The 21,676-nt window shown below is 69.9% G+C and carries 25 protein-coding genes and 1 riboswitch; of the genes, 8 read left to right on the plus strand and 17 right to left on the minus strand.

The window, feature by feature from the left end; all coding sequences use genetic code 11:
• Positions 1–67: 67 nt before the first annotated feature.
• The 5 genes from ACFYO0_RS00635 to ACFYO0_RS00655 all read right to left on the minus strand — a co-directional run bounded on the left by ACFYO0_RS00635 (position 68) and on the right by ACFYO0_RS00655 (position 6,685).
• Positions 68–1,081, minus strand: a complete 1,014-nt coding sequence (locus tag ACFYO0_RS00635) for a hemolysin family protein (protein ID WP_388668369.1) — start codon at positions 1,079–1,081, stop codon at positions 68–70.
• A complete protein-coding gene (locus ACFYO0_RS00640; protein ID WP_388668372.1) occupies positions 1,078–2,409 on the minus strand; it encodes a hemolysin family protein in 1,332 nt (443 codons plus the stop codon). Before ACFYO0_RS00640 ends, ACFYO0_RS00635 begins: the two co-directional genes overlap by 4 nt.
• Positions 2,410–2,589: 180 nt before the next feature.
• Positions 2,590–3,015 (minus strand): GNAT family N-acetyltransferase, encoded by a 426-nt coding sequence (locus tag ACFYO0_RS00645; protein WP_388668374.1) that lies wholly within the window; start codon positions 3,013–3,015, stop codon positions 2,590–2,592.
• Between the two features lie 188 nt (positions 3,016–3,203).
• On the minus strand, positions 3,204–5,771 hold the full coding sequence (locus ACFYO0_RS00650) for an FtsX-like permease family protein (RefSeq protein ID WP_388668377.1): 2,568 nt from the start codon (positions 5,769–5,771) through the stop codon (positions 3,204–3,206).
• An 11-nt stretch (positions 5,772–5,782) separates the two neighbouring features.
• Entirely contained in the window at positions 5,783–6,685 is a 903-nt protein-coding gene (locus ACFYO0_RS00655; RefSeq protein ID WP_388668380.1) for an ABC transporter ATP-binding protein, read from the minus strand.
• A 191-nt stretch (positions 6,686–6,876) separates the two neighbouring features.
• On the opposite strand from ACFYO0_RS00655, the gene ACFYO0_RS00660 reads away from it, so the two are divergent.
• Positions 6,877–7,104, plus strand: a complete 228-nt coding sequence (locus tag ACFYO0_RS00660; protein ID WP_033324966.1) for a hypothetical protein — start codon at positions 6,877–6,879, stop codon at positions 7,102–7,104.
• A gap of 37 nt (positions 7,105–7,141) precedes the next feature.
• Positions 7,142–7,486: a fic family toxin-antitoxin system, toxin component gene (locus ACFYO0_RS00665; RefSeq protein ID WP_388670779.1), complete on the plus strand. Its 345-nt coding sequence runs from the start codon at positions 7,142–7,144 to the stop codon at positions 7,484–7,486.
• Between the two features lie 88 nt (positions 7,487–7,574).
• On the opposite strand, the gene ACFYO0_RS00670 is transcribed toward ACFYO0_RS00665, so the two are convergent.
• The 4 genes from ACFYO0_RS00670 to bioB all read right to left on the minus strand — a co-directional run bounded on the left by ACFYO0_RS00670 (position 7,575) and on the right by bioB (position 11,517).
• Positions 7,575–8,264, minus strand: a complete 690-nt coding sequence (locus tag ACFYO0_RS00670) for a class I SAM-dependent methyltransferase (RefSeq protein WP_388668384.1) — start codon at positions 8,262–8,264, stop codon at positions 7,575–7,577.
• 107 nt (positions 8,265–8,371) lie between these two features.
• On the minus strand, positions 8,372–9,091 hold the full coding sequence (gene bioD / locus ACFYO0_RS00675) for a dethiobiotin synthase (protein WP_388668387.1): 720 nt from the start codon (positions 9,089–9,091) through the stop codon (positions 8,372–8,374).
• Positions 9,092–9,113: 22 nt separating this feature from the next.
• Positions 9,114–10,394, minus strand: a complete 1,281-nt coding sequence (locus tag ACFYO0_RS00680; RefSeq protein ID WP_388668390.1) for an adenosylmethionine--8-amino-7-oxononanoate transaminase — start codon at positions 10,392–10,394, stop codon at positions 9,114–9,116.
• Positions 10,387–11,517, minus strand: coding sequence for a biotin synthase BioB (gene bioB, locus ACFYO0_RS00685; RefSeq protein ID WP_388668393.1), 1,131 nt, complete (start codon positions 11,515–11,517; stop codon positions 10,387–10,389). The genes ACFYO0_RS00680 and bioB overlap by 8 nt, the downstream gene beginning before the upstream one ends.
• Before the next feature lie 208 nt (positions 11,518–11,725).
• Here bioB and ACFYO0_RS00690 point away from each other — a divergent pair, with 208 nt between their 5' ends.
• Positions 11,726–12,862, plus strand: a complete 1,137-nt coding sequence (locus tag ACFYO0_RS00690; RefSeq protein ID WP_388668396.1) for an 8-amino-7-oxononanoate synthase — start codon at positions 11,726–11,728, stop codon at positions 12,860–12,862.
• On the opposite strand, the gene ACFYO0_RS00695 is transcribed toward ACFYO0_RS00690, so the two are convergent.
• Both ACFYO0_RS00695 and ACFYO0_RS00700 read right to left on the minus strand, forming a co-directional pair.
• Positions 12,843–13,070 carry a DUF397 domain-containing protein gene (locus ACFYO0_RS00695; protein WP_388668399.1) on the minus strand — a complete coding sequence of 76 codons (228 nt, stop codon included), beginning with the start codon at positions 13,068–13,070 and terminating at the stop codon, positions 12,843–12,845. The genes ACFYO0_RS00690 and ACFYO0_RS00695 overlap by 20 nt on opposite strands.
• A gap of 9 nt (positions 13,071–13,079) precedes the next feature.
• Positions 13,080–13,937 carry a helix-turn-helix domain-containing protein gene (locus ACFYO0_RS00700; RefSeq protein ID WP_388668402.1) on the minus strand — a complete coding sequence of 286 codons (858 nt, stop codon included), beginning with the start codon at positions 13,935–13,937 and terminating at the stop codon, positions 13,080–13,082.
• A 286-nt stretch (positions 13,938–14,223) separates the two neighbouring features.
• Between ACFYO0_RS00700 and ACFYO0_RS00705 the strand changes: the two genes are divergently transcribed.
• Positions 14,224–14,667: an ATP-binding protein gene (locus tag ACFYO0_RS00705; protein ID WP_388668405.1), complete on the plus strand. Its 444-nt coding sequence runs from the start codon at positions 14,224–14,226 to the stop codon at positions 14,665–14,667.
• Positions 14,668–14,720: 53 nt separating this feature from the next.
• Here the strand turns inward: ACFYO0_RS00705 and ACFYO0_RS00710 are convergent, their stop codons facing one another.
• Positions 14,721–15,638 carry a LysR family transcriptional regulator gene (locus ACFYO0_RS00710; RefSeq protein WP_388668408.1) on the minus strand — a complete coding sequence of 306 codons (918 nt, stop codon included), beginning with the start codon at positions 15,636–15,638 and terminating at the stop codon, positions 14,721–14,723.
• Positions 15,639–15,738: 100 nt separating this feature from the next.
• Between ACFYO0_RS00710 and ACFYO0_RS00715 the strand changes: the two genes are divergently transcribed.
• Positions 15,739–16,362: a LysE family translocator gene (locus ACFYO0_RS00715; protein ID WP_388668411.1), complete on the plus strand. Its 624-nt coding sequence runs from the start codon at positions 15,739–15,741 to the stop codon at positions 16,360–16,362.
• 24 nt (positions 16,363–16,386) lie between these two features.
• Here ACFYO0_RS00715 and ACFYO0_RS00720 read toward each other — a convergent pair whose 3' ends face one another.
• The 4 genes from ACFYO0_RS00720 to ACFYO0_RS00735 all read right to left on the minus strand — a co-directional run bounded on the left by ACFYO0_RS00720 (position 16,387) and on the right by ACFYO0_RS00735 (position 18,998).
• Complete coding sequence (locus tag ACFYO0_RS00720; protein WP_388668414.1) at positions 16,387–16,953, minus strand: DUF6328 family protein; 567 nt, start codon at positions 16,951–16,953, stop codon at positions 16,387–16,389.
• Positions 16,954–17,031: 78 nt separating this feature from the next.
• Positions 17,032–17,505 (minus strand): C40 family peptidase, encoded by a 474-nt coding sequence (locus tag ACFYO0_RS00725; RefSeq protein ID WP_386343358.1) that lies wholly within the window; start codon positions 17,503–17,505, stop codon positions 17,032–17,034.
• Between the two features lie 3 nt (positions 17,506–17,508).
• Positions 17,509–17,696: riboswitch (cyclic di-AMP (ydaO/yuaA leader) on the minus strand.
• A gap of 347 nt (positions 17,697–18,043) precedes the next feature.
• The gene (locus ACFYO0_RS00730; RefSeq protein ID WP_386343356.1) at positions 18,044–18,355 is read right to left on the minus strand and encodes a hypothetical protein; all 312 of its coding nucleotides are present in this window, start codon (positions 18,353–18,355) and stop codon (positions 18,044–18,046) included.
• A gap of 7 nt (positions 18,356–18,362) precedes the next feature.
• Complete coding sequence (locus tag ACFYO0_RS00735; RefSeq protein WP_388668418.1) at positions 18,363–18,998, minus strand: ATP-dependent Clp protease proteolytic subunit; 636 nt, start codon at positions 18,996–18,998, stop codon at positions 18,363–18,365.
• A gap of 70 nt (positions 18,999–19,068) precedes the next feature.
• On the opposite strand from ACFYO0_RS00735, the gene ACFYO0_RS00740 reads away from it, so the two are divergent.
• The gene (locus ACFYO0_RS00740; protein ID WP_388668421.1) at positions 19,069–19,347 is read left to right on the plus strand and encodes a type II toxin-antitoxin system Phd/YefM family antitoxin; all 279 of its coding nucleotides are present in this window, start codon (positions 19,069–19,071) and stop codon (positions 19,345–19,347) included.
• A gap of 89 nt (positions 19,348–19,436) precedes the next feature.
• Here the strand turns inward: ACFYO0_RS00740 and ACFYO0_RS00745 are convergent, their stop codons facing one another.
• On the minus strand, positions 19,437–20,402 hold the full coding sequence (locus ACFYO0_RS00745; RefSeq protein WP_388670782.1) for an ABC transporter permease: 966 nt from the start codon (positions 20,400–20,402) through the stop codon (positions 19,437–19,439).
• Positions 20,403–20,605: 203 nt separating this feature from the next.
• Between ACFYO0_RS00745 and ACFYO0_RS00750 the strand changes: the two genes are divergently transcribed.
• Both ACFYO0_RS00750 and ACFYO0_RS00755 read left to right on the plus strand, forming a co-directional pair.
• Positions 20,606–21,235 carry a TetR/AcrR family transcriptional regulator gene (locus ACFYO0_RS00750; protein WP_388668424.1) on the plus strand — a complete coding sequence of 210 codons (630 nt, stop codon included), beginning with the start codon at positions 20,606–20,608 and terminating at the stop codon, positions 21,233–21,235.
• Between the two features lie 136 nt (positions 21,236–21,371).
• Positions 21,372–21,674 (plus strand): urease subunit gamma, encoded by a 303-nt coding sequence (locus ACFYO0_RS00755; protein ID WP_055614092.1) that lies wholly within the window; start codon positions 21,372–21,374, stop codon positions 21,672–21,674.
• Positions 21,675–21,676 lie beyond the last annotated feature (2 nt).

Below are 21,676 nucleotides of genomic sequence, written 5' to 3' on the forward strand. Positions count from 1 at the left end.
CGGTAAGCCGATCACTTGCCCCACTCCGGCCCGACCCCTCAAGGTCGCGGGCCCGCCAACTCGCCCTTCACGCCGGCTGACCGAACAACTCCCGCAGTACGTCCTCCATCGTCACCACCCCCGCCAGCAGCCCGTCCCCGCCGATCACCGCCGCCAGATGCGTACGACTGCGCCGCATCGCCGTGAGCACGTCGTCCAGCGGCGTGCTCTCCCGGACGCGGGCGATCGAGCGCATGTCCGTGACCCGGAACGGGAGATCGCGCGGCATCGCGTCCAGGGCGTCCTTCACGTGGAGGTAGCCGACGATGCGCCGGCCGTTGTCCACGACGGGGAAGCGGGAGAAGCCGGACTCCGCCGACAGGGCCTCCAACTGCTCGGGCGTGACGCCCACGCGCGCGTAGACGACGCGTTCCAGCGGGAGGACGACGTCCCGCACAGGGCGACGGCCCAGCTCCAGTGCGTCGTGCAGCCGTTCCTGGGCCCGGTCGTCGATCAGGCCCGCGGCGCTGGAGTCCTGGACGAGGCGGGCGAGCTCGTCGTCCGAGAACGTCGCGGTCACCTCGTCCCGAGCCTCCACGCGCATCAGTTTCAGCAGCCCGTTCGCGAAGGCGTTGATGGTGAAGATCACCGGACGCAGCGCCCGGGAGAGTGCGACCAGCGGCGGGCCGAGCAGCAGTGCCGTGCGCACCGGCTCGGCGAGCGCGATGTTCTTCGGCACCATCTCGCCGAGGAGCATGTGCAGATACGTCGCCAGGGCCAGCGCGATCACGAACGAGATCAGGTGCCCCGCGCCCTCCGGCACGCCCACCGCGTGGAACACCGGCTCCAGCAGATGCTCGATCGCGGGCTCCGCGACCACACCCAGGACCAGCGTGCACAGCGTGATGCCGAGCTGCGCGGCGGCCATGAGTGCGGAGACGTGCTGCAACCCCCACAGCACGCTCCGCGCCCGCCGGTCACCCTCTTCGGCGAACGGCTCGATCTGGCTGCGGCGTACGGAGATCAGCGCGAACTCGGCGCCCACGAAGAAGGCGTTCACGACGAGCGTCGCCAGACCGATCAGCAGCTGTACGGCGGTCACAGCGTCCCCTTCTCCTCAATGAGCGGCAGCGGAGCGTGCAGCAGCACCCGCGCGGCCCGGTGCCCCGATGCGTCCGTCACTTCGAGCCGCCAGCCGACGACGTCCACGGTGTCGCCGACGGCTGGAATGTGGCCGAGTTCGGTCGCGACGAGCCCGGCCAGCGTCTCGTACGGTCCCTCCGGCACCCGCAGCCCGACCCGCGCGAGCTGGTCGGTGCGGGCCGCGCCGTCGGCGGAGTAGAGCACCCGGCCGTCGTCGTCCTTGCCGGCCTGGGCCAGGTCGGGCGCCTCGTGCGGATCGTGCTCGTCCCGCACCTCGCCGACGACCTCCTCGACGATGTCCTCCAGGGTGGCGACCCCGGCGGTGCCGCCGTACTCGTCGATGACGACGGCCATCGTCCGCTTCCCGGACATCCGGTCCAGGAGCCGGTCGACGGTCAGCGACTCCGGTACGAGAAGGGGTTCGCGCATGAGCTGCGCGACGGAGCTGCGGCTACGGCGCTCGGCGGGCACCGCCAGTACGTCCTTGATGTGCGCGACACCCACGACCGAGTCGAGGTTGCCGCGGTAGACGGGGAAGCGCGAAAGACCCGTCGCGCGCGTCGCGTTCGCCACGTCCTCGCAGGTCGCCTGCACATCCAGGGCGATGACCTGTACGCGCGGCGTCATCACGTTCTCCGCGGTCAGGTCCGCGAGGTTCAGTGTGCGGACGAACAGCTCGGCGGTGTCCGCCTCCAGCGCGCCCTCCTTCGCGGAGTGCCGGGCCAGGGCCATCAGCTCCTGCGGCCCACGGGCCGAGGCCAGCTCCTCCGTGGGCTCGACACCGAAGCGGCGTACGACACGATTCGCGGTGTTGTTGAGATGGGTGATGAACGGCCGGAACAGCGTGCTGAACCAGTGCTGCGGCGTCGCCACCTTCTTGGCCACCGACAGCGGTGAGGAGATCGCCCAGTTCTTGGGCACCAGCTCGCCGACGACCATCAGGAACACCGTCGACAGTGCCGTACCGATGACCAGCGCGGTCGAAGAGGCCACCGAGGGTCCCATGCCGACCGCCTCCAGCGGGCCGGCGATCAGCTTGGCGATGGACGGCTCGGCGAGCATGCCGACGATCAAGTTGGTGACGGTGATGCCGAGTTGCGCGCCGGACAGCTGGAAGGTCAGATTCCGTACGGCCTTGAGGGCGCCCGAGGCGCCGACCTCGCCGCGCTCGACGGCCCGCTCCAGCTCGCTGCGCTCGACCGTGGTCAGCGAGAACTCCGCCGCGACGAAGGCGCCGCAGGCCAGGGAGAGGAGAACGGCCACCGCGAGGAGGAGCACTTCGGTCATGGGGTCACCTCCGTCCCATGGTCGGACAGAGGAGTGGGGATCGCATGATGCCCGCACGGCGCGAGACCGCGCGGGCTGCCGGGACTGGGAGGCTCGCCCATGGGCGGACGCTCACACCTTTCCTAGAAAGAAGACCAGATCCTCACATAGTAAAGGGTCAGCAAAGTCCCCGTGCGCCGGTCACGCGCCGAGCGGCTTCACCCACCGCCGCCAATGTTCCTCGGGTGTGTACCCTGCCGACCGCCACGCATGTTGCGCGGTCTCGTTGCGCTGCAGCACCATCGCGTCTCCTCGCCGCCCACCGAGCCGTACGAACCGCTCCTCCGCGGCGGCGAGCAGCGCCGAGCCGATGCCGAGGCGGCGGCGGTCCGGATGCACCGCGAGCCGGTACAGATGGCAGCGCCAGCCGTCGAAGCCCGCGATGACCGTGCCCACCAGCTCCCCGTCATACTCGGCGAGGATGAGCGCCTCGGGATCACGGGCGACGAGTTGCTCCACGCCCTCCCGGTCGTCACTGATGCTCGTGCCCTCGGCGGCCACCTTCCAGAAGGCGAGGACGGCGTCGAGGTCGGAGAGGGTGGCACAGCGGATGTGGAGATCGCTCATGGGGTGAGCCAAGCAGAGCGCCGGCCTGTCTGGCGAACGGATTCCGTGCGTACTTTGCGTTCCCTGTCACGCGCCATGCCTCATTCGGACGGACCGGCCGTCCAAGGGACCCCCTGAGGACGACCGGCCGCTCGACCCGAAGTGAACTCTCTTGGCTCACCGGGCATTTGAGGGCAAACGTGAGCCCGTCACTCGTGCGCGATCGCCGCCAGCACGTTCATCCGCGAGGCACGCAACGCCGGGAGCAGCGCAGCCACGATGCCCACGACCGCCGAGCCCACCACGACCGCGACGATGGTGCCCCACGGGATCGCCAGCGCCGTCATGCCCTGGAGCGCCAGGACCTGCTGCACGCACACGCCCCACACAAGCCCCAGCGCGAGCCCGAGAACCGCGCCGAACACGGCGATCACCACAGACTCCAGCCGGATCATCCGGCGCAACTGCCGCCGGGCGAGGCCGATCGCGCGCAGCAGCCCGATCTCGCGCGTACGCTCCACGACCGAGAGGGCAAGGGTGTTGACCACGCCGAGCACCGCGATGACGATCGCCAGGCCCAGCAGGGCGTAGACCAGATAGAGCAGTACGGCGATCTGGTCGCGGACCAGCTGCTTGTAGTCGGCCTGGTCGCGCACCTGCACCTGCGGATACGGGTCGAGCGTCTGCTCCAGGCGCGAGCGCAGCGTGTCGACGGAGGTGCCCGAGGCGGCGTTCAAGTACAGCGTCGAGTCCTGACCGCCCGGCACGTACTGCTCGAGGGTCTTCAGGCCGAAGTACATCGCTCCCTGCGCGCCGAAGCCCTCGCCGCCCTCCTGGTCGGTGAGCGCGGCCACCCGCAGTTCGGTCTGCCGGCCGGCCGGGAACTCGATGGGGATGACGCTGCCGATGCGTACGTCGTGATCCTCGGCGTAGTCGACATCCATGGCCATGTTGCCGGGCGCCAGCGCCGCCGCGGTGTCGCCCTGCGCGTACGTGACGTTCGCGACCTTGTCGAGCTGGTCGCCGTAACCCGCCGCGGCCGTCTCGACGCGGTCGCCGTCCGGCAGACTGGCCGCGATGGGCGCGAACCGCTGGCGTACGACGATTCCGACACCGTCCGTGTCGTCCACCTTCTCGGTGATCTCCTGCGGGAACGGCTGGAAGTTGTTGTTCTGCACCACGAAGTCGGCGCCCAGTGTCTTGTCGATCTGCTGGTCGAAGGACTCGGTCATGGATGCGCTGGCCACGGACATCCCGCCGACCAGGGCGAGGCCGACCATCAGAGCTGCCGCGGTGGCGCCCGTACGACGCGGATTGCGCAGCGCGTTGCGCTGGCTCATCCGCCCGATCGAGCCGAACAGAGCCGGGAACGCTCCGCCGAGGACGCGGATCACGGGTCGTACGAGGAGCGGTCCGGCGATGACGGTCGCGATGAGGGTCAGGACGACGCCGAGTCCCAGCAGGGAAGCGGCGGATCCTGTCTCCGTCGCGGTCACACACCCGACCAGCGCGGCGGCGCCGAGTGCTCCGACGACCGTTCCCACCACGGCCCGTACCCGCAACGGCCGCCCCACACCGGCGATTTCGGCGTCCGCGAGCGCGGCCATCGGCGACACACCGGCGGCCCGTCGCGCCGGCAGATACGCGGCGACGAAGGTGACGCCGACCCCGACCGCGTACGCCGAGACGGGGGTCACCCAGCCGATGACCATCTCGGTGGACTTGAGGTTCATGCCGAGCAGGCCCATGAGTTCGATCAGTCCGAACGCGAGCCCGATTCCCGTGGCCAGCCCGAGCGTGGAGCCCACCAGGCCCAGCAGGGTCGCCTCCAGGAGCACGGACCGGCGCACCTGCTTCCGATCAGCGCCAAGGGCTCGCAACAGGCCCAGTTCGCGGGTGCGTTGGGCGATCAGCATGGAGAAGGTGTTGACGATCAGGAACACGCCGACCAGTACCGCGATTCCGGCGAAGCCGAGCATCACGTACTTGATCACGTCGAGGAAGCCGCCGAGTTCGGCGGCGGCGGACTCGGCCTGTTCGTCGGCGGTCTCCACCTCATAGGTCTCGGTGCCGATCTCGCGAGAGATGCGCTGCTTGAGAGCGGCGTCGCTCACACCGTCCTCCGCGTCCACCGCGATGCTGGTGGCGACACCCCTCTCGCCGAGCAGCTCGGTCTGCGCGGTCGGGATGTCGAGGAAGACGAGCGCCGCACCGGGGTTGGTGGTGGTGAAGGTCGCGATGCCGACGATCTCCACCTTGAACGAACCCGGCTGTGCGATCACGGTGAGCGTGTCACCGATGCGTACGTCCTTGTTGTCGGCCGTGTCCGCGTCGATCAGCGCCTCACCGGGCCCGCGCGGCTCGTGGCCGGAGGTCAGCTCCACGGGGCTGCGCTCGGTGACGTACCAGCCGGTGGCGATGGTGGGCGCGCCGGAGGTCGGGCCCACGGACTCGTTCTCGCTGTCGACGACGGTGACACCCTCGACGGAGACGTCCAGATGCGTGTCGGCGACACCGTCGACCCGGGCGATACGGTCCTCGATGCTCGCGTCCACGGTCTGAACGGCCCCGGAGGGCAGCTGCGAGTCCAGATCCTCACGCGGCAGCACGGTCACGTCGGCCGACGTGGACGCGAAGAGCCGGTCGAAGGTACGGGTGACCGTGTCCGAGAAGATCAGGCTGCCCGCGACGAACGCCACGGACAGCAGGACGGCCAGTGCCGAGAGCAGCAGCCGCCCCTTGTGCGCGAGGAAACTCCGGAGTGTCGCCTTCAGCACGACGGCCTGCCTCAGTCCTGGTCGCGGGCGATGCCCTGGTTGGGAGCGACGCCCTGGTCGGGAGCGACGCCCTTGTCGAGTGCGACGCCCTGGTCGGGGGCGCTGCCCTGACCGGGGGCGGCGCCGTCCTCGAACGTGCCGCGGATGGTGTCGAACCTCTTCATGCGTTCCAGCACCGCCTCCGCCGAGGGCCGCGCCATCTCGTCCACGATCCGGCCGTCCCCGAGGAAGAGCACCAGGTCGGAGTGGGCCGCCGCGCCCGGGTCGTGCGTGACCATGACGACGGTCTGGGCCAGCTCGTCGACGGCGTTCCGCAGAAAGCCGAGGACTTCGAGACCGGCCCGTGAGTCGAGATTGCCCGTCGGCTCGTCGGCGAAGATCAGCTCGGGGCGGGAGGCCAGCGCGCGGGCGCAGGCGACGCGCTGCTGCTGCCCGCCGGACAGCTGAGCCGGTCGGTGCTTCAGCCGGTCGCGCAGGCCGAGCGCGTCGATGACCTGGTCCAGCCACTTCTCGTCGGGCTTCTTGCCCGCGATGTCCATGGGCAGCGTGATGTTCTCGATGGCGTTCAGCGTCGGGATCAGGTTGAACGACTGGAACATGAAGCCGATCCGGTCCCGGCGCAGCCGTGTCAGCTCGCGTTCCTTCAACCCGGTGATCTCGGTGTCGCCCAGCCACACCTGTCCGGCCGACACCGTGTCGAGCCCCGCCAGACAGTGCATCAGCGTGGATTTCCCCGAGCCCGAGGGGCCCATGACCGCCGTGAAGCGACCGCGCGCGATGTCCACATCGACCGAGTCGAGGGCGAGCACCGTCGTCTCGCCTGTGCCGTACGCCTTGGTGAGACCACGGGCGCGGGCCGCGATCTCCTCGGCGTCCGTGCGCCCGAGGGCGTGCTCCGCAACTGCAGTGGACAAGGCCGCCTCCTAGGTCGGTTCGGTCCCGCGAGCGAGCCTAGTGTGATCCCGCGCACACTCGGTATCCACCCGAAGTCCGAGCCGCTCTCCTGCGCAGGTCGGTACCCCTGAGTTTGATGTAAGGGGCACCCTTAGTGGATTCCTGATGGGTGCCCCTTGCTCTGCTAGCGCCCAGGCGCTAGCTTCAAAGCATGGCGAAGACCCAACTGAACGTACGCGTGGACGAGGGCACCGCCCGCGCCGCGCGTGAGCGAGCCCTGGCCCGCGGCATGAGTGTCAACCGCTATATCGAAGAGCTGGTCAGACAGGACACCGGGGAAGTGGGCCACACCTTCGTGGAGGCCGCCGCCGACTTCATGAAGCAGTACGAGTCCGTGTTCGCCGAGGAGTTCGGCCCGGAGCGAGAAGGTCGTCGCTGAACTCTTGAACGTCAGAGTCGACCTTGCCTGGCTGCTCATGGTCGCCGAACAGAAGACTCCCGGAGATCCCCAGGTCACCGACTGGGGAGCCCTCGTTGCCGCGGTCAGCCGGCACGATGCGGAGATATTCGGCGTCCCCGTCTACGACAGTCCACACGCCCGCGCCGCCGCGCTGCTCCAGCTCCTGCTGCACATCCCCGCACTCGAACGCTCCAACGCGATGTTCGCCACGGCCGTCGCATACGCCTATCTCGTCGCCAGCGGCCTGAAGGTCGTCACCTCGCCGGAGCAGGTCCGCGACCTCGCCCGCCTGGTCAAGACAGGCGAGGCGACGGTACAGGACATCACGCGGGAGCTGCGGCAGTGGAGCCTCGAACCCTGAGGAGGCCGCAAGCCCCTTAGGGGCGCGGGGCTGTGTCAATGTGCGGCTCCGCCGCGTGGGCGCGATCAGCCACAACGGATCCGCGCTTTCAAACGGCCTGACCCGCGGAGCGAGCCGTGCCGAGCACGCAGTACGAACTCGGCAGGCGCAGCCCCTTCTCGGGCACCAACAGCCGCCGGTACGGGCCCAGTTCGAACCCCGCGTCCCGTAGCGCGCCGAGGACGTCCCGGCTCACATGGCAGCCGCCGAACAGCGGCGGCCACACGGTACGGTCCAGGGCACGCTGGGTGACGCCCATCGCCGCGCCGCCGCCCTTGCCGTGCTCGAAGAACCGCAGCTCACCGCCGGGACGCAGGACGCGGCGGATCTCGGCCAGGGCCCTCGGCACATCTCTTACGCTGCACAGCACCAGCGACAGGACCGCCGCGTCGAACGCCTCGCTCTTGACCGGCAGCCCCTCCGCGACGCCCGGCACCACGTCGACGGGCACTTCGGAGCGCAGGGCCGCGGTCACCGCCAACTGCCGCAGGCTGCGCTCGGGTTCGATGGCGACGACCTCCGAGACGGTGCTCGGATAGTGGGCGAAGTTCAGTCCGTTGCCAGCGCCGATCTCGATGACCCGGCCGGAGAGCCCGGCGAGCAGTTCGTCGCGATGCGGGCCGATGGCGGGCTCGGAGGCGACACTGATTCTGGCGTAGAAGCGGGCGAACACCGGGTGGTGCACGGGTGCCGGGGCCATCCGGCCGGACTTGGTGGTCCGGGAACCGCGTGGTCGCATGGAGACCTCCCCTGGGCGACTTGCGCTACGGCGATTGTCCCCCCGCACGCGCCCACTGACCCCCCCGTGAGCCGCGATGCGGCGCCCTGTGTCGGCCCGCCCCGCGCCTACTCCGCCGCCTGCCCCACAGCGAACGTGTCCGCATCCCACGTCCCGCCCAGCGGCCGGGCCAGCCAACTCGGTGCGGCAGCACGGAAGTCGGCGGGTCGCAGTCGCCCCGCCCCTTCGGGGACCGCCCCCAGCAGCGGAGCCCCCGCCACCACCGGGAGATCGGCGAGGTTGCAGCGCGAGGCGAGGTCCGGGTCGTTCGGCCAGCTGCCCACGACGATGCCGAGCAGATCGAGCTGCCGGGCGGCCAGTTCGCGGGCAGTGAGTTCCGTCGTGTTGAGGGTGCCGAGGCCGGCGGAGGCCACCACCAGCACAGGTGCGTCCAGCAGGCGGGCCACGTCCGCCAGCGTGCCGCCCGCGTCGTCGAAACGTACGAGCAGCCCGCCCGCCCCTTCCACCAGCACGACCTCGTGTTCGGCGGCCAGCTTGCCCGCCGCCTCCGCCACTTCCGGCACCCGCACCGGCGGGAGGCCCGCTCTGCGGGCAGCCGTCGCGGGCGCCAACGGCTCGGGATAACGGGCGAGTTCCAGCGCGGTCACCGGGCCCGCGAGCCGGACCACCTCGTCGGCGTCGCCGCGCTCGTCCGGCCGTACGCCCGTCTGCGCGGGCTTGAGCACGGCAACGGACCGCCCGGCGGCGACGGCAGCCGCCGCGACGGCCGCGGTCGTGACCGTCTTGCCGACCTCCGTGCCCGTCCCCGTGATCACCAGTACGGGCATGTCACCTCCCGCATCTCCCTGCTCACCCTTCCCGCGCCGCCGCGCACACCGCGCGCGCGATCCGCGCCACGTCCGCGTCGCCCGTCACGTATGGGGGCATCGTGTAGACGAGGTCGCGGAACGGCCGCAGCCACACGCCCTCGCGCACCGCCGCCCGTGTCGCCGCCGCCATGTCGACGGCGTGATCCAGCTGCACGACACCGATGGCACCGAGGACGCGTACGTCCCGGACGCCCGGAAGCTCCGAAGCCGGTGCCAGCCCCTCCCGCAGCCCCGTCTCGATGCGCTTGATCTCCGTCCGCCAGTCCTGGCCGAGGAGCAGGTCGATGGAGGCGCAGGCCACCGCGGCGGCGAGTGGATTGCCCATGAAGGTGGGGCCATGGGCGAGCACCGGGACCTCGCCGCGCGAGATTCCCTCGGCGACCCGTGACGTACACAGTGTCGCCGCCATCGTCATATAGCCGCCGGTCAGAGCCTTGCCCACGCACATCACATCCGGCGTCACACCGGCATGGTCCGCCGCGAACAGCGCACCCGTGCGCCCGAAACCGGTCGCGATCTCGTCGAACACGAGCAGTACGCCGTGCGCGTCGCACGTCTCGCGCAGCACCCGCAGATACCCGGGGGAGTGGAACCGCATCCCGCCCGCGCCCTGCACCACCGGCTCCACGATCACCGCGGCCAGTTCATCGGCGTGGCGCTCGATCAGCGAGCGCAGATGGTCGGCGTACGACTCCTCGTACGCGACCGGAGGCGGATCCGCGAACACCTGCCGGGGCAGCACCCCCTGCCACAGCTCGTGCATCCCGCCCTCGGGATCGCACACCGACATCGGCTGCCAGGTGTCGCCGTGATAGCCGCCGCGCCAGGTCAGCAGGCGCTGCTTGGCCGGTCGGCCGAGCGAACGCCAGTACTGCAGGCACATCTTGACCGCCACCTCGACCGAGACCGAACCGGAGTCGGCGAGGAAGACATGCTCCAACCCCTCGGGTGACATATCGACCAGACGTCTTGCCAGCCGCACGGCGGGCTCGTGCGTGAGCCCGCCGAACATGACGTGGCTCATCCGCCCGAGCTGCTCGCGCACCGCGTCGTTGAGTACCGGGTGGTTGTAGCCGTGGATGGCGGACCACCAGGACGACATGCCGTCCACCAGCTCGCCCGGCTCACCGGCGATCGTCAGCCGTACCCCGCTCGCCGACTCCACGACGAGCGGTTCCTGACGGCCGGGCATCGGACCGTACGGATGCCATACGTGGCGTCGGTCGAGCTCGAGCAGCTCGCTCACGGGCAGGTCAGGCATTGGGTGCGAGATCCGTTCCGGCACCACGGCGGCGTACCGCGACCAGATCCGTACGCGCCTCGGGGATCGCGTCCGAATCGGCGGAACCGCAGACGCCCTCCGAGCCGCACCCACCAGCCCCCCGGTGCTCCGGCAGCGTCACCTCGTCCGTGCTCTCCACCTCGAATCCGGCGTCCGCGATCATGTCCAGGTCCGCCTTGCCCGCCTGGCCCTCGCTCGTGAGGTAGTCGCCGAGGAAGATCGAGTTGGCGAGGTGCAGCGCGAGCGGCTGCATCGTACGGAGATGGACCTCACGGCCGCCCGCGATGCGCACCTCCACGTCCGGGCAGACGAAGCGGACCATCGCGAGGATGCGCAGACAGCGCTGCGGGGTGAGATTCCACTCCTTGGCGAGCGGGGTGCCCTCGAAGGGGATCAGGAAGTTCACCGGGACCGAGTCCGGGTCCAGCTCACGCAGCGCGTAGACGACGTCGACCAGGTCCTCGTCGCTCTCGCCCATACCCGCGATCAGGCCGGAGCAGGCGGACAGGCCCGCCGCGTGCGCCTTGTGAACCGTGTCCACACGGTCGGCGTACGTATGGGTGGTCGTGATGTCCCCGTACGTACCCTCGGACGTGTTCAGGTTGTGGTTGTAGGCGTCCGCACCCGCCGCGCGCAGCCGCTCGGCCTGGCCGTCGGAGAGGAGACCGAGGCAGGCGCACACCTCGACCCCCTCGTTCTGGTCCTTGATCGCCTTGATGGTGTCCGAGACCCGGTCGACGTCACGGTCCGTCGGCCCGCGCCCGCTCGCCACCAGACAGACCCGCTTGGCGCCCCCCGCGAGCCCGGCAGCCGCCGCCTCGGAGGCCTGGTCGGGCTTGAGCCAGGTGTACTTGAGGATCTCCGCCTTGGAGCCGAGGCGTTGGGAGCAGTACGAGCAGTCCTCGGGGCACAGGCCCGACTTGAGGTTGACCAGATAGTTGAGTTTCACCCTTCGGCCGAACCACTGCCGCCTTACCTTGCCGGCCGCGGCCACCACATCGAGGAGTTCGTCGTCGGAGGTGGCCAGTACGGCCAGTGCCTCGTCGCGGGTCGGCAGCTCGCGCCGAAGCCCCTTGTCCACCAGCGTGTTCAGCAGGTCCATGGGGTCAGATCCTGGCCTATGCGAGCGGGCGGGGCCAAGGAGAGTTCGTACAAGACAGCCCGTTCGAGGTGTGGTTTTTTCCACATCATGGGTGGCGGGCCGGGCGGCTAGGGTCTGTGCACTGCCTACAAAGCACCGTCCGCAGAGCACTGCCTGCAAGAGGTGCCCTCACGCAAGACCTTCAAGACCCTCAAGGCCCGGAGGACACATGGCCGGATCGCCGTTCGCGTGGATCGACGAACAGGCGCGTACGCGGCGCCGGGCCGGACTCGTCCGCACCCTGCGCCCACGCCCTGCTCAGTCCCCGCTGCTCGATCTCGCGAGCAACGACTACCTGGGCCTGGCCCGGCACCCCGAGATCACCGAGGCAGCCGCGCATGCCGCACAGGTGTGGGGCGGCGGCGCCACCGGCTCCCGGCTCGTCACCGGCTCCACGGAGCTGCACGCCGACCTCGAGCGTGAGCTGGCCGAGTTCTGCGGCTTCGAGTCCGCGCTCGTCTTCTCCTCGGGTTATGCCGCCAACCTCGCCGCCGTCACCGCGCTGGCGCCGCACGGCTCTCTCGTCGTGTCGGACGCGGGCAACCACGCCTCGCTGATCGACGGTTGCCGTCTCGCGCGGGGCACCACGCAGGTCGTCGCGCACGCCGCCCCCGACGCCGTACGCAAGGTGCTGGGCACGCACTCCGCACCCGCCGTCGTCGTGTCCGACACGGTCTTCTCGGTGGACGGCGACGCGGCTCCGCTCGCTGAACTCGCGGACGCCTGCCGGGAGTTCGGCGCCGGTCTGGTCGTCGACGACGCACACGGGCTCGGCGTGCTCGGTGACGGCGGCCGGGGCGCACCGCATGCGACAGGACTGGCGGGGGCGGCGGACGTCGTCACGACGGTCACCCTGTCGAAGTCGTTCGGCAGCCAGGGCGGCGCCGTCCTCGGCCCGGCCCATGTGATCGACCACCTGGTCAACGCGGCTCGCACCTTCATCTTCGACACCGGTCTGGCCCCGGCCGCCGCGGGCGCCGCCCTCGCGGCCCTGCGCCTGCTGCGCCGGGAACCGGAACGGGCGGCACGTGCGCGTGCCGTGGCCACGACCCTGCACTCCCGCCTGACCGCCGAGGGTCTCGAGGCGGTAAGCCCGGACGCCGCCGTCGTCTCCGTGCGCGCATCCTCGCCGGAGCAGGCCGTGCGCTGGGCGGCGGACTGCCGCGAGGCGGGACTGGCCGTCGGCTGCTTCCGTCCCCCGTCGGTGCCGGACGGCATCTCACGGCTGCGGCTCACCGCCCGCGCGGACCTCACCGACGGGCAACTCGACCATGCCGTACGGGTGATCAGCGCAGCGCGTCGATAAAGCCCTCCCAGGCCGAGGGGGCGAAGAGCAGGGCGGGACCCGCAGTGTTCTTCGAGTCGCGCACCGCGAGAAGTCCGGCCCACGGGCCGGAGGCCGGACAGGCCGTCTCGACGCAGTTGTTCATTCCTGTGCTGCGGCTGCTGCGCTGCCACCGCACACCGTGCAGACGGGTGCTGAGAGGTACGGACCGAGGCAGGGGGGTGGACATGGTGCCTCCTTACTCGCCGTCAGCCAGACCGGCGATGAAATCCAACGAGTCCTCGGGCGAAAGGGCGTGGATCTGAAGGGAGTTGAAGGCCTCGGTGTAGGCCTGAACGTCCTCTTCCCTTTCGAGATAGAGGCTACTCGTCAAGTGGTCGAGAACAACCACATCCAGATCAGAAGTGGTCGAAAATGAAAAGATAACGAAAGGTCCGGTCACCCCGACATGCGCCCCAACTCCGAACGGCAGCACCTGAATCCGCACGTGAGGCAGTCGGGCAGCGTCCCTCAGACGCCTCAACTGCCGTGCCATCACCTCCGGTCCGCCGACTGACCGCCGCAGCACTCCCTCGTCCAGGACCGCGCTCAGTCGCAGCGGCGTGTCCGAGCGCAGCACCTCCTGGCGGGCGAGGCGCACCTCCACCAGCGCGTCGACCTTGCCGTCCGGCAGCCCGTCCAGGGCGGCCCGCGTCACCTCGCGGGCGTATTCCTGTGTCTGCAACAGCCCGGGAACCACGGAGTTCTCCAGCGTGCGCATCGCGCCGGCCTGCGACTCCAGGCTGATGAAGTCGCGGTACGTGGGCGGCAGCAGACCCCGGTAGGCATTCCACCAGCGGTGCCGGCCATCGCCGTAGGCGCCCGCGAGTGCGACGAGCAACTCGAGCAGTTCCGGATCCCGGACGTCGTACGCGTCGAGGAGTCGCCGTATGTCCGCCGCTTTGACCCCGCTGCGGCCGGTCTCGATCCTGCTCACCTTCGACTGGTGCCAACCGACGCGCCGGGCGGCCTCGCCGCTCGTGAGACCCGCGCTTGTGCGCAAGGCGCGCAGCTGGGCGCCGAGTTTGCGGCGGCGTACCGCGGGACCGTGTTGCATGGTCGTCTCCTTCCGACCGTCGCGCCGACGGTATAGCGTCAGGCGTCGCGGCGACGGCAGAAGACGACCCGGTCACCCGTCCGAATGACCACCCTGGGCACGGCCCAAATACGGTCGGTCGTCGGAGAGTTCACCGCTTCGAGCGACAGATATATGCATATCTTGGTGGATCGGCACCGAGACCGGCCCTGTAGTGGCAGTCTGGCGCGCAGCACCAGTCCGGGACCGTACTCGAACCTCCGCTCCGTGTCGGACTCCGGTCCCGTGGGAAAGGGACGACCTCGCCATGGCAGACCACCTGGAAGCATCCGTCACTCTGCCGAGCGATCCCGCCTCGGTCTCCGCCGCTCGCAGCTACGTCGCCAACGTCCTTGCCGAATGGGGCCTTCCGTCCGACGCGGAAGCCGCCGACACCGTCCGTCTCATCGTCTCCGAACTCGCCACCAACGCCGTCCAGCACACCTTCGGCCAGTCACCGACCTTCACGGTGGACCTCACGCTCGACCGTGACGAGCAACTGCGCATCGGCGTGACCGACAGCCATCCGCGCTTCCCGAAGAGACTCCCCGCGGCCGTCCAGCAGGACAACGGCCGAGGGATGGTGATCATCCGCTTCCTCACGGCCGAGTGCGGGGGGAAGCTGACGGTCCGGCCCACCCGTGAGGGCGGCAAGACGGTTTCGATCATGCTGCCCTGGACGACTCCGGTTCAGCCGGTCCCTGCCGACTGAGGGGCTGCGGGGATTGCGGGTTGTCGGCTGCGGACCCTCAGGGGTGCTGACTGTCAGGTCTGGTGGGACGCGCGGCCGAAAGCGCCGCGGAGCAGCGCGCGGAAGGCGTCGGCCGCGGGTGCCTGCTCGTCGGTGCGATAGGCGACCGAGATCGTCCTGCGCAGGTCGCCTGGCTCCAGGAGACGCATGCTCACGGGAGTGGCGGCGGTTCTGGCGACCATCTCCGGGACCACCGCGATGCCGAGGCCCGCGCTGACCAGGGCGCACACGAGGGCGTAGCCGGGAGTCGCGACGAGGACCGAGGGTGTGGCGCCCGCGCGGGCGAGCGCGGCCTCCACGCCCTGCCGGGGCGGGTGGTCCGGGGCCATGCTGATCAGCTGCCGGCCGGCAAGACCGGTCAGCGGCAGCCGCGACGAGCCGCTGGTCAGGGCGTGCCCGGGGGCGGTCACGAGCACCAGCTCCTCGACCATGACCTGCTCCGCGGACACCGCGGCGGGCAGCGGGACGGGGTCCGCGGGCTCGTAGCCGTGCGTCAGCGCCAGATCCACCTGGCCCGCGGCCACCGCGGCGATGCCGGCCGGCGGCTCGTAGTCCGCCACGCTCAGCTCCACATCAGGATGGGCCCGGCGGAACGCGCTCAGCACCGGCGGCAGCAGATGGATCCCTGCCGTCTGGAAAGTGCCGAGCCGTAGCGTGCCGCCGGACAGCCCGGCCAGGCGCGCCAGTTCGAGCCGCGCCCGGTCCATCTCGTCCAGCACCCGGCGCGCCCGGGCCACGAGGAGTTCGCCCGCGCCGGTCAGGCGGGCGCCGCGGTGGTGGCGTACGAGAAGCGCCGTGCCCGCCTCCCGCTCCAGCTTGGCCAGTTGCTGGGAGAGCGCGGGAGTGGTGTAGCCGAGGCGCTCGGCGGCGCGGGTGATCGAGCCGACCTCGGCGACCGCCACCAGCGCCGCGAGCCGCGTGGGGTCGTACATGCGAGGCTCCCGGCCCTAGTGCGGACTAAAGAACTGCTTAAGGCTGGTCCAGGATATTGCACATACCTGCTGAAGGCTTGCAGCGGGCACGCTGGTGCTCATGGATGGACAGCTCATCGCCTTCACCGGGGTCGCCGCAGGCCTGGTGGCCATGCCCGGTGCCGACTTCGCCGTCGTGGTCCGCAACGCCCTGGTCTCCCGCCGGGCCGGTATCGCGTGCGCGCTCGGCATCGCGGCGGCGCTGCTCGTCCACACGGCCCTCGCCGTCGTCGGGGTGGCCGCGGTGCTGACCGCCGTGCCCCCGCTGTTCCGCGCGCTCCAACTGCTCGGCGGTGCCTACGTCCTCTGGCTCGGCGTGCGGACGCTGCAGTCGGTGCGCGGCAGGCGTACGACGGGGGCAGAGGATCCGCCGGTCGTGTCCGGGGCCGGAGCCCTGCGGCAGGGCTTCGTCACCAACGCCCTCAACCCGAAGGCGACGATCACCTTCCTCAGCCTGCTGCCGCAGTTCGTACCGGCTGGAAGTCCCGCGATGCCTCGGACGCTGGTCCTCGCGCTGATCGTGGTCGCGCTCGCCCTGATCTGGTTCCCGGCGGTCGCGCTGCTCGTGGACCGGCTCGGCCGGTGGCTGCGCAGGCCGCGTACGGCCCGGGCCATCGAGGCCGTCACCGGAACCGCTCTTACGGTGCTGGGACTGGGGCTCGTTCTCGAAACGGTGCTCGCCTGAGCCGGAGAGCCCGGCCGGCAGGGCTCAGGAATCGTCCGGGTTCCTGCCGCCGGCCCGTTTCATCAAGAGCGGCACGAGCCCCCACAGGCCGAAGCAGATCACCAAGGTGGCCGCGCCGGCCAGAATCCCTTCGAGGCGGCCCGCCGTCACATCGACGACAAGCAGGACCGAGCCGGTGAGCGCGAATGCCAGCACACCCATCCCGATCTGGGCGAGGTGCGAGGAGACCGCCACGATCTGCGGCTTGGCGCCCTGCTGGAACAGCCGGCGGTGCAGGGCGGCCGGTGCCGTGAGGAGGATGGAGGACAGCACGGCGAGCAACAGCGTCGTGATGTACGTGGCGCGCTGCACCGAGTCGAGAGACGGGAAGCGCGGAGTGAACGCGAGAGTCAGCAGGAATGCGAAGAGGATCTGTACGCCCGTCTGGGTGACCCTCAACTCCTGGAGCAGTTCGATGAAGTTGCGGTCGGCGCGCTCGAGCGGTGTCTCGCGCCGCTCCATCCGTTGAGCGTACGGACGCTCGTCGCCCGGACGTCGCTCGTCGGGCTCTCGGTCGTCGGGCTCTCGGTCGCTGGGCGGTTGGTGGGCCATGGATCCATGAGTAACCCGTCAGCCGCCCGAATCACGCCCCGTGGGGTGGCGGCGATGACCGCCGCCACCCCACGCGCGTCACCTGACCCGGCCGTACCAGACGCTCTTCGTCCAGATCTTCTGCAGCTTCACCACGTCCCCGGTCTTCGGGGAGTGCCAGATCCGTCCCTTCCCGGCGTAGATGCCGACGTGGTACACGTTCCGGCCCGAGTGGAAGAACACCAGATCTCCCTGCTTGCGGCTCGAAGCCGAGATGTGGCGCGTCTTGTTGTACTGCTGGGCGGCCGTACGGGGCAGCTTCTTCCCCGCCTTCTTGAACGAGTAGAGCGTGAGCCCGGAGCAGTCGAAGCGCCTGGGCCCCGTGGCTCCCCACTTGTACGGGGATCCCTTTTTGGAGGCCGCTACCTGAAGTGCCTTCTTCGCTGGGGTTACTGCTTCGGCGTCGGATGTGAGACCGGGGGCAACAACGCTGCCGCCGACAACGGCGACGGTGAGAGCCGATGCGGTACCGGCCCTGGTCAACAGCGACGGGACACGATTGAGCGCAGACATGCGCAACCCTTCGTCAGCCGCCTGTGAAGGATGACCTGTCGGATTCGGGCTGGCGAAGTTGCCCGGCCGCGGTGTGCGGCTTCACCCCAAGGACCACTCGGAAGTCTCCGGCGGCCCGTCGTGCTTGGGTCCTCCACTCCTGCCGATCCACTTCTGTCGACCCGTCATCCGGGCGGCGGCAGGACTCGGCGTCCGCCCGGACCGCCCCGCCGCTGCGGCGGGGGCTTGTCGTCGGAAGGGATCTTGACGCACGAATGTCGGAAAGTCCGAGCGGAATCGGCGGTTTGTGGGCTTACTCACCACTCATCCGTTCGGGTGGACAGGCCTGTTGTCGAACGAGCGTCGAGGGGTCGAGGGCCCTCGTACCAGCACCGGAATGTCCGATTCCGGTGTTTGAGTACGCGCGCTGCGCAAGTTGTGGGGGCCTTTGAACGTACCTCTGTCTACTCCTTTCAGGGGTACGTCATTTGGTCCGTTTCACATCTTGCCCGGACGCCCCCTCAGTCGCCTGCGGAGCCCCCGGGCCGCTCGGTGGGCGTCAGATGTCGGAGGTCTCCGGCGGCAAGGCGACGCGGGCCGCCCGACGTTCACCGTCGAGGACCCGCAGGGCCCGCGTCAGGGTCGGTGCGTGCAACTCGTGCTCGCCGCGTTGGTGCATCAGGTTCAGCGCATCGCGCAGCGCGGTGGCCTTGGTGACCAGCGCCTGTGCCGCGCGCAGTCCGCCATAGGTGTCGCCGCGGTTCGCCGGATTGATCCGGCCGAGGAGATCGAGCACCTCCAGGTAACGGTCGACCAGTTCACCCTCCGCCCGGGTCAGGGCCGGCAGTGGGGGCAATTCGGGTGGGAGCATCCGCCGTTCACCTCGCGCCGGGGGCGGTGAGCGAGGTCTTGCGGCTCGGAATGATGCGGTCGACCAGCCCGTACTCCAGAGCCTGCGGTGCCTCCAGGATCTTGTCCCGCTCGATGTCCGCGCTGATCCGCTCCTGGCTCTGGCCGGTGTGCCTGGCGAGCATCTCCTCGAGCATCCTGCGCGTGCGCATCAACTCCTCGGCCTGGATGGCCAGATCGGATGTCTGGCCCTGTACCGGCTCGGGGAGCGCCGGCTGGTGGATCAGCACGCGTGCGTCCGGAAGTGCGGACCGCTTCCCCGGCGCACCGGCCGCGAGCAGTACCGCGGCGGCGGCCCCCGCCTGCCCCAGGCAGACGGTCTCCACCTCACAGCTGACGAACCGCATCGTGTCGTAGATCGCGGTCATCGCGCTGAACTGGCCGCCGGGGGAGTTGATGTACAGCGAGATGTCGCGGTCCGGCGACTGGTACTCGAGGTGCATGAACTGCGCCATCACGTCGTTCGCCGACGTGTCGTCGATCGGTGTCCCCAGGAAGACGATCCGCTCCTCCAGCAGCTTCGAGTACGGATCCATGGTCCGCTGCCCCGCGCTGGTGCGTTCGGTGAACTCGGGCAGGACGTAGCGGGCGGACGGTCGGGTCATGACACACGCCTCCTCCGGGTGAGGTCCTGTAAAAAATGTACAGGACGTACATGACGTTATGATGGGGAGCATGGCCTACGAGATTCCGGTGACGCAAGCCAGGGCTGAGCTCGCCGACCTGATCAACAAAGTGGTGTACGGCGGGGAGCGTGTCGTCGTGACGCGGCACGGAAAGCCCCTCGTCGCCCTTGTCTCCGCCGCTGACCTGGAACGACTCGAAGAACTTCAAGACCCGGCCGAGGAGCAGGTGATCAGCGCCGTCTCCAGCGTCCGCGAGGTCGCGTCCGCTCCCCGCGAACAGCAGCGCTTCGGTATCGCGGCGGAGCACCGGGGGCCCAGCGCCTCGTAGGGCACTCCTGTGGGCGGCGCCCGTGCACGCAAAAGACCGTGCGCCCCCGTCCGCTACTGCGGGGGCGCACGGTCGGCTCTTCGCGGTGGTCAGCCGGCCCGGGCGGGTTCCCGCTCGGCGACGACCGGGTCGGCAGGTGCCTTGCGCCGCTGGAGCGCGCTGCCCAGGATGATCGCGCCAAGGCCGAGCGCTGCCCACCAGGTGAGGGTGAGCGCGGGACCGGCCGCGGCGGCTCCGTCGAAGAACGAGACCGAGCGGAGCAGTGAGGCGCCCGCCCCCGGCGGCAGCCACTGACCGATCGCGCCGACCGGCTGGGGCAGCATCTCGGGTGCCGAGCCGACGCCGGAGAACGGGTTGCCGAGCAGCATCATGACGAACGCGCCGAGCCCGACGCCCGGCGTGCCGAACAGGGCCGCGAGACCCGCGACGGCGGCGCTCACCGCCAGCGTCGACAGCCCGAGAGCGCCCGCCTCGGCCCACCAGTTCCCGGTGAGCACGTCGAGCCAGCTGTCGGCGATCGCGGCGGCCACCGCGCCGACCAGGACAGCCGCGCCGACCAGCGCACCGGCCGCACGCCAGCCACGCAGCCCCAGCAGCGTCACGGCGGCTCCCGCGCCGATGCCGGCCAGCGCCATCGGCAGCACGCTCGACGACAGCGCCGCCCCGCGTGGATCACCGGCGGAGGCCGGCGCCACATCAACGGTCTGCACCTGGGCGCCACCCGCCTGCTGGGTCACCGCCTGCTGGAGCAGCTGGGCGACGACCGGACTCGCGGCCGAGGCGGTGAGCAGCTTCGGCCCCTGCTCGGTGGCGACGACCGCCCCGTATACGGTCCGGTCCTCGATCGCGTCCCGGGCGGCGCTCTCGTCGGCGTAACGGTGGATCTCGAAGGCGCCCTCGCGGGCCTCGAGCCGCTGCTCCACCTGGGCCGTCGCGGTAGCGGGACCCGCCACGCCGAGCGGCAGGTCGTGCGGCGCGGTACGGGCCGCGGGCCAGGCGAACGCCCACAGTGCGAGGGCGACCAGGACGGGGACCAGCAGGACGACGGCGACCATACGGCGGCCGTGCGACGGCGAGGGTGCTGTCGACGGTGGTGGAGTGGTGGTCCTGGTGGCGGTAGCGGAGGTGGCGGACATGGGTTTCCTCTCCGATCGAGGTCGAGGCTCATAAAGAAGGATCGTTCGTTTTACGTTCGTTGCCACCATCCGGCGAACCCTGCGGGCTTGTCAAGAAGGAATGTTCGTTTTACTTTTCTGTCATGGCCCGCGTGACTCAGGAACACCTCGATGCCCGTCGCCGTCAGATCCTCGACGGCGCGGCCCTCTGCTTCGCCCGCAACGGCTTCCACGCCACGTCCATGCAGGACGTGCTGAAGGAGGTGAATCTCTCGGCGGGTGCCGTCTACCGCTACTTCAGCGGCAAGGACGAGCTGATCAGTGCGATCGTGACCGAGGTGCTGTCGGAGATTCGTGAACACTTCGAGGCGGCAGCCCGCCAGAGCCCGCCCCCGCCGCCCGACGAGCTGGTAGGGCGCGTCATGGGCTCGGTCCTCGGAGGGAGGTCGGGGATGGTCCACAACGGGGAGTTCGTGTACCCCCGGCTGATCATCCAGGTCTGGACGGAGACCCTGCGCAACGAACAGCTGTCGGCCGTGATCAACGACGGCTACAGCAGCGTGCAGGGGGCCTGGATGAAGGTCGTCCAGGGCTATCAGGACGCGGGGATGATGCGGGACGACGTACCGGCCGAAAGCGTGGCCCGGACCATGATCGCGTCGGCGCAGGGCTTTGTGGCACAGATGGCGATCTTCGGTACCGCACCGGTGGAGGTGTTGCAGGAGGGGCTGCGGGGCCTGATGAGCATGGGGAACCCCGACGCGCGGGCCTGAGTCGGCCGACGGCTGGTTAACTTCGCTGAAACGCCGCCCAATTAGCCTGCGCCTCCACGCCACCTGGGATTTTGCCCGGCGGCTGCGGAAGCCGGACCCCGCACGGTCCGGAGCGAGGACTGTGAGGTGGGACGCCGTGCAACTGACCCCGCACGAGCAGGAGAGGCTACTCATTCATGTGGCCGCCGACGTGGCCGAGAAGCGCCGGGCGCGCGGACTGAAACTGAACCACCCTGAAGCCGTCGCGCTCATCACGTCGCACATCCTCGAAGGCGCGAGGGACGGCCGTACCGTGGCCGAACTCATGGCCTCCGGGCGCAAGATCCTCACCCGCGAGGACGTCATGGAGGGCATCCCCGAGATGATCCACGACGTCCAGGTGGAGGCCACCTTCCCGGACGGCACCAAGCTCGTCACCGTCCACGACCCGATCGTCTGACG

The sequence above is a fragment of the Streptomyces sp. NPDC006365 genome (assembly GCF_042870755.1).
GTDB lineage: Bacteria > Actinomycetota > Actinomycetes > Streptomycetales > Streptomycetaceae > Streptomyces > Streptomyces xiangluensis.

Coding starts and splice junctions, on each gene's coding strand:
- ACFYO0_RS00640 (WP_388668372.1), bottom strand. CDS start 2,409: ATGACCGAAGTGCTCCTCCTCGCGGTGGCCGTTCTCCTCTCCCTGGCC.
- ACFYO0_RS00645 (WP_388668374.1), bottom strand. CDS start 3,015: ATGAGCGATCTCCACATCCGCTGTGCCACCCTCTCCGACCTCGACGCC.
- ACFYO0_RS00660 (WP_033324966.1), top strand. CDS start 6,877: ATGGCGAAGACCCAACTGAACGTACGCGTGGACGAGGGCACCGCCCGC.
- ACFYO0_RS00665 (WP_388670779.1), top strand. CDS start 7,142: ATGGTCGCCGAACAGAAGACTCCCGGAGATCCCCAGGTCACCGACTGG.
- ACFYO0_RS00670 (WP_388668384.1), bottom strand. CDS start 8,264: ATGCGACCACGCGGTTCCCGGACCACCAAGTCCGGCCGGATGGCCCCG.
- bioD (WP_388668387.1), bottom strand. CDS start 9,091: ATGCCCGTACTGGTGATCACGGGGACGGGCACGGAGGTCGGCAAGACG.
- ACFYO0_RS00680 (WP_388668390.1), bottom strand. CDS start 10,394: ATGCCTGACCTGCCCGTGAGCGAGCTGCTCGAGCTCGACCGACGCCAC.
- bioB (WP_388668393.1), bottom strand. CDS start 11,517: ATGGACCTGCTGAACACGCTGGTGGACAAGGGGCTTCGGCGCGAGCTG.
- ACFYO0_RS00690 (WP_388668396.1), top strand. CDS start 11,726: ATGGCCGGATCGCCGTTCGCGTGGATCGACGAACAGGCGCGTACGCGG.
- ACFYO0_RS00695 (WP_388668399.1), bottom strand. CDS start 13,070: ATGTCCACCCCCCTGCCTCGGTCCGTACCTCTCAGCACCCGTCTGCAC.
- ACFYO0_RS00700 (WP_388668402.1), bottom strand. CDS start 13,937: ATGCAACACGGTCCCGCGGTACGCCGCCGCAAACTCGGCGCCCAGCTG.
- ACFYO0_RS00705 (WP_388668405.1), top strand. CDS start 14,224: ATGGCAGACCACCTGGAAGCATCCGTCACTCTGCCGAGCGATCCCGCC.
- ACFYO0_RS00710 (WP_388668408.1), bottom strand. CDS start 15,638: ATGTACGACCCCACGCGGCTCGCGGCGCTGGTGGCGGTCGCCGAGGTC.
- ACFYO0_RS00715 (WP_388668411.1), top strand. CDS start 15,739: ATGGATGGACAGCTCATCGCCTTCACCGGGGTCGCCGCAGGCCTGGTG.
- ACFYO0_RS00720 (WP_388668414.1), bottom strand. CDS start 16,953: ATGGCCCACCAACCGCCCAGCGACCGAGAGCCCGACGACCGAGAGCCC.
- ACFYO0_RS00725 (WP_386343358.1), bottom strand. CDS start 17,505: ATGTCTGCGCTCAATCGTGTCCCGTCGCTGTTGACCAGGGCCGGTACC.
- ACFYO0_RS00730 (WP_386343356.1), bottom strand. CDS start 18,355: ATGCTCCCACCCGAATTGCCCCCACTGCCGGCCCTGACCCGGGCGGAG.
- ACFYO0_RS00735 (WP_388668418.1), bottom strand. CDS start 18,998: ATGACCCGACCGTCCGCCCGCTACGTCCTGCCCGAGTTCACCGAACGC.
- ACFYO0_RS00740 (WP_388668421.1), top strand. CDS start 19,069: ATGGCCTACGAGATTCCGGTGACGCAAGCCAGGGCTGAGCTCGCCGAC.
- ACFYO0_RS00745 (WP_388670782.1), bottom strand. CDS start 20,402: ATGGTCGCCGTCGTCCTGCTGGTCCCCGTCCTGGTCGCCCTCGCACTG.
- ACFYO0_RS00750 (WP_388668424.1), top strand. CDS start 20,606: ATGGCCCGCGTGACTCAGGAACACCTCGATGCCCGTCGCCGTCAGATC.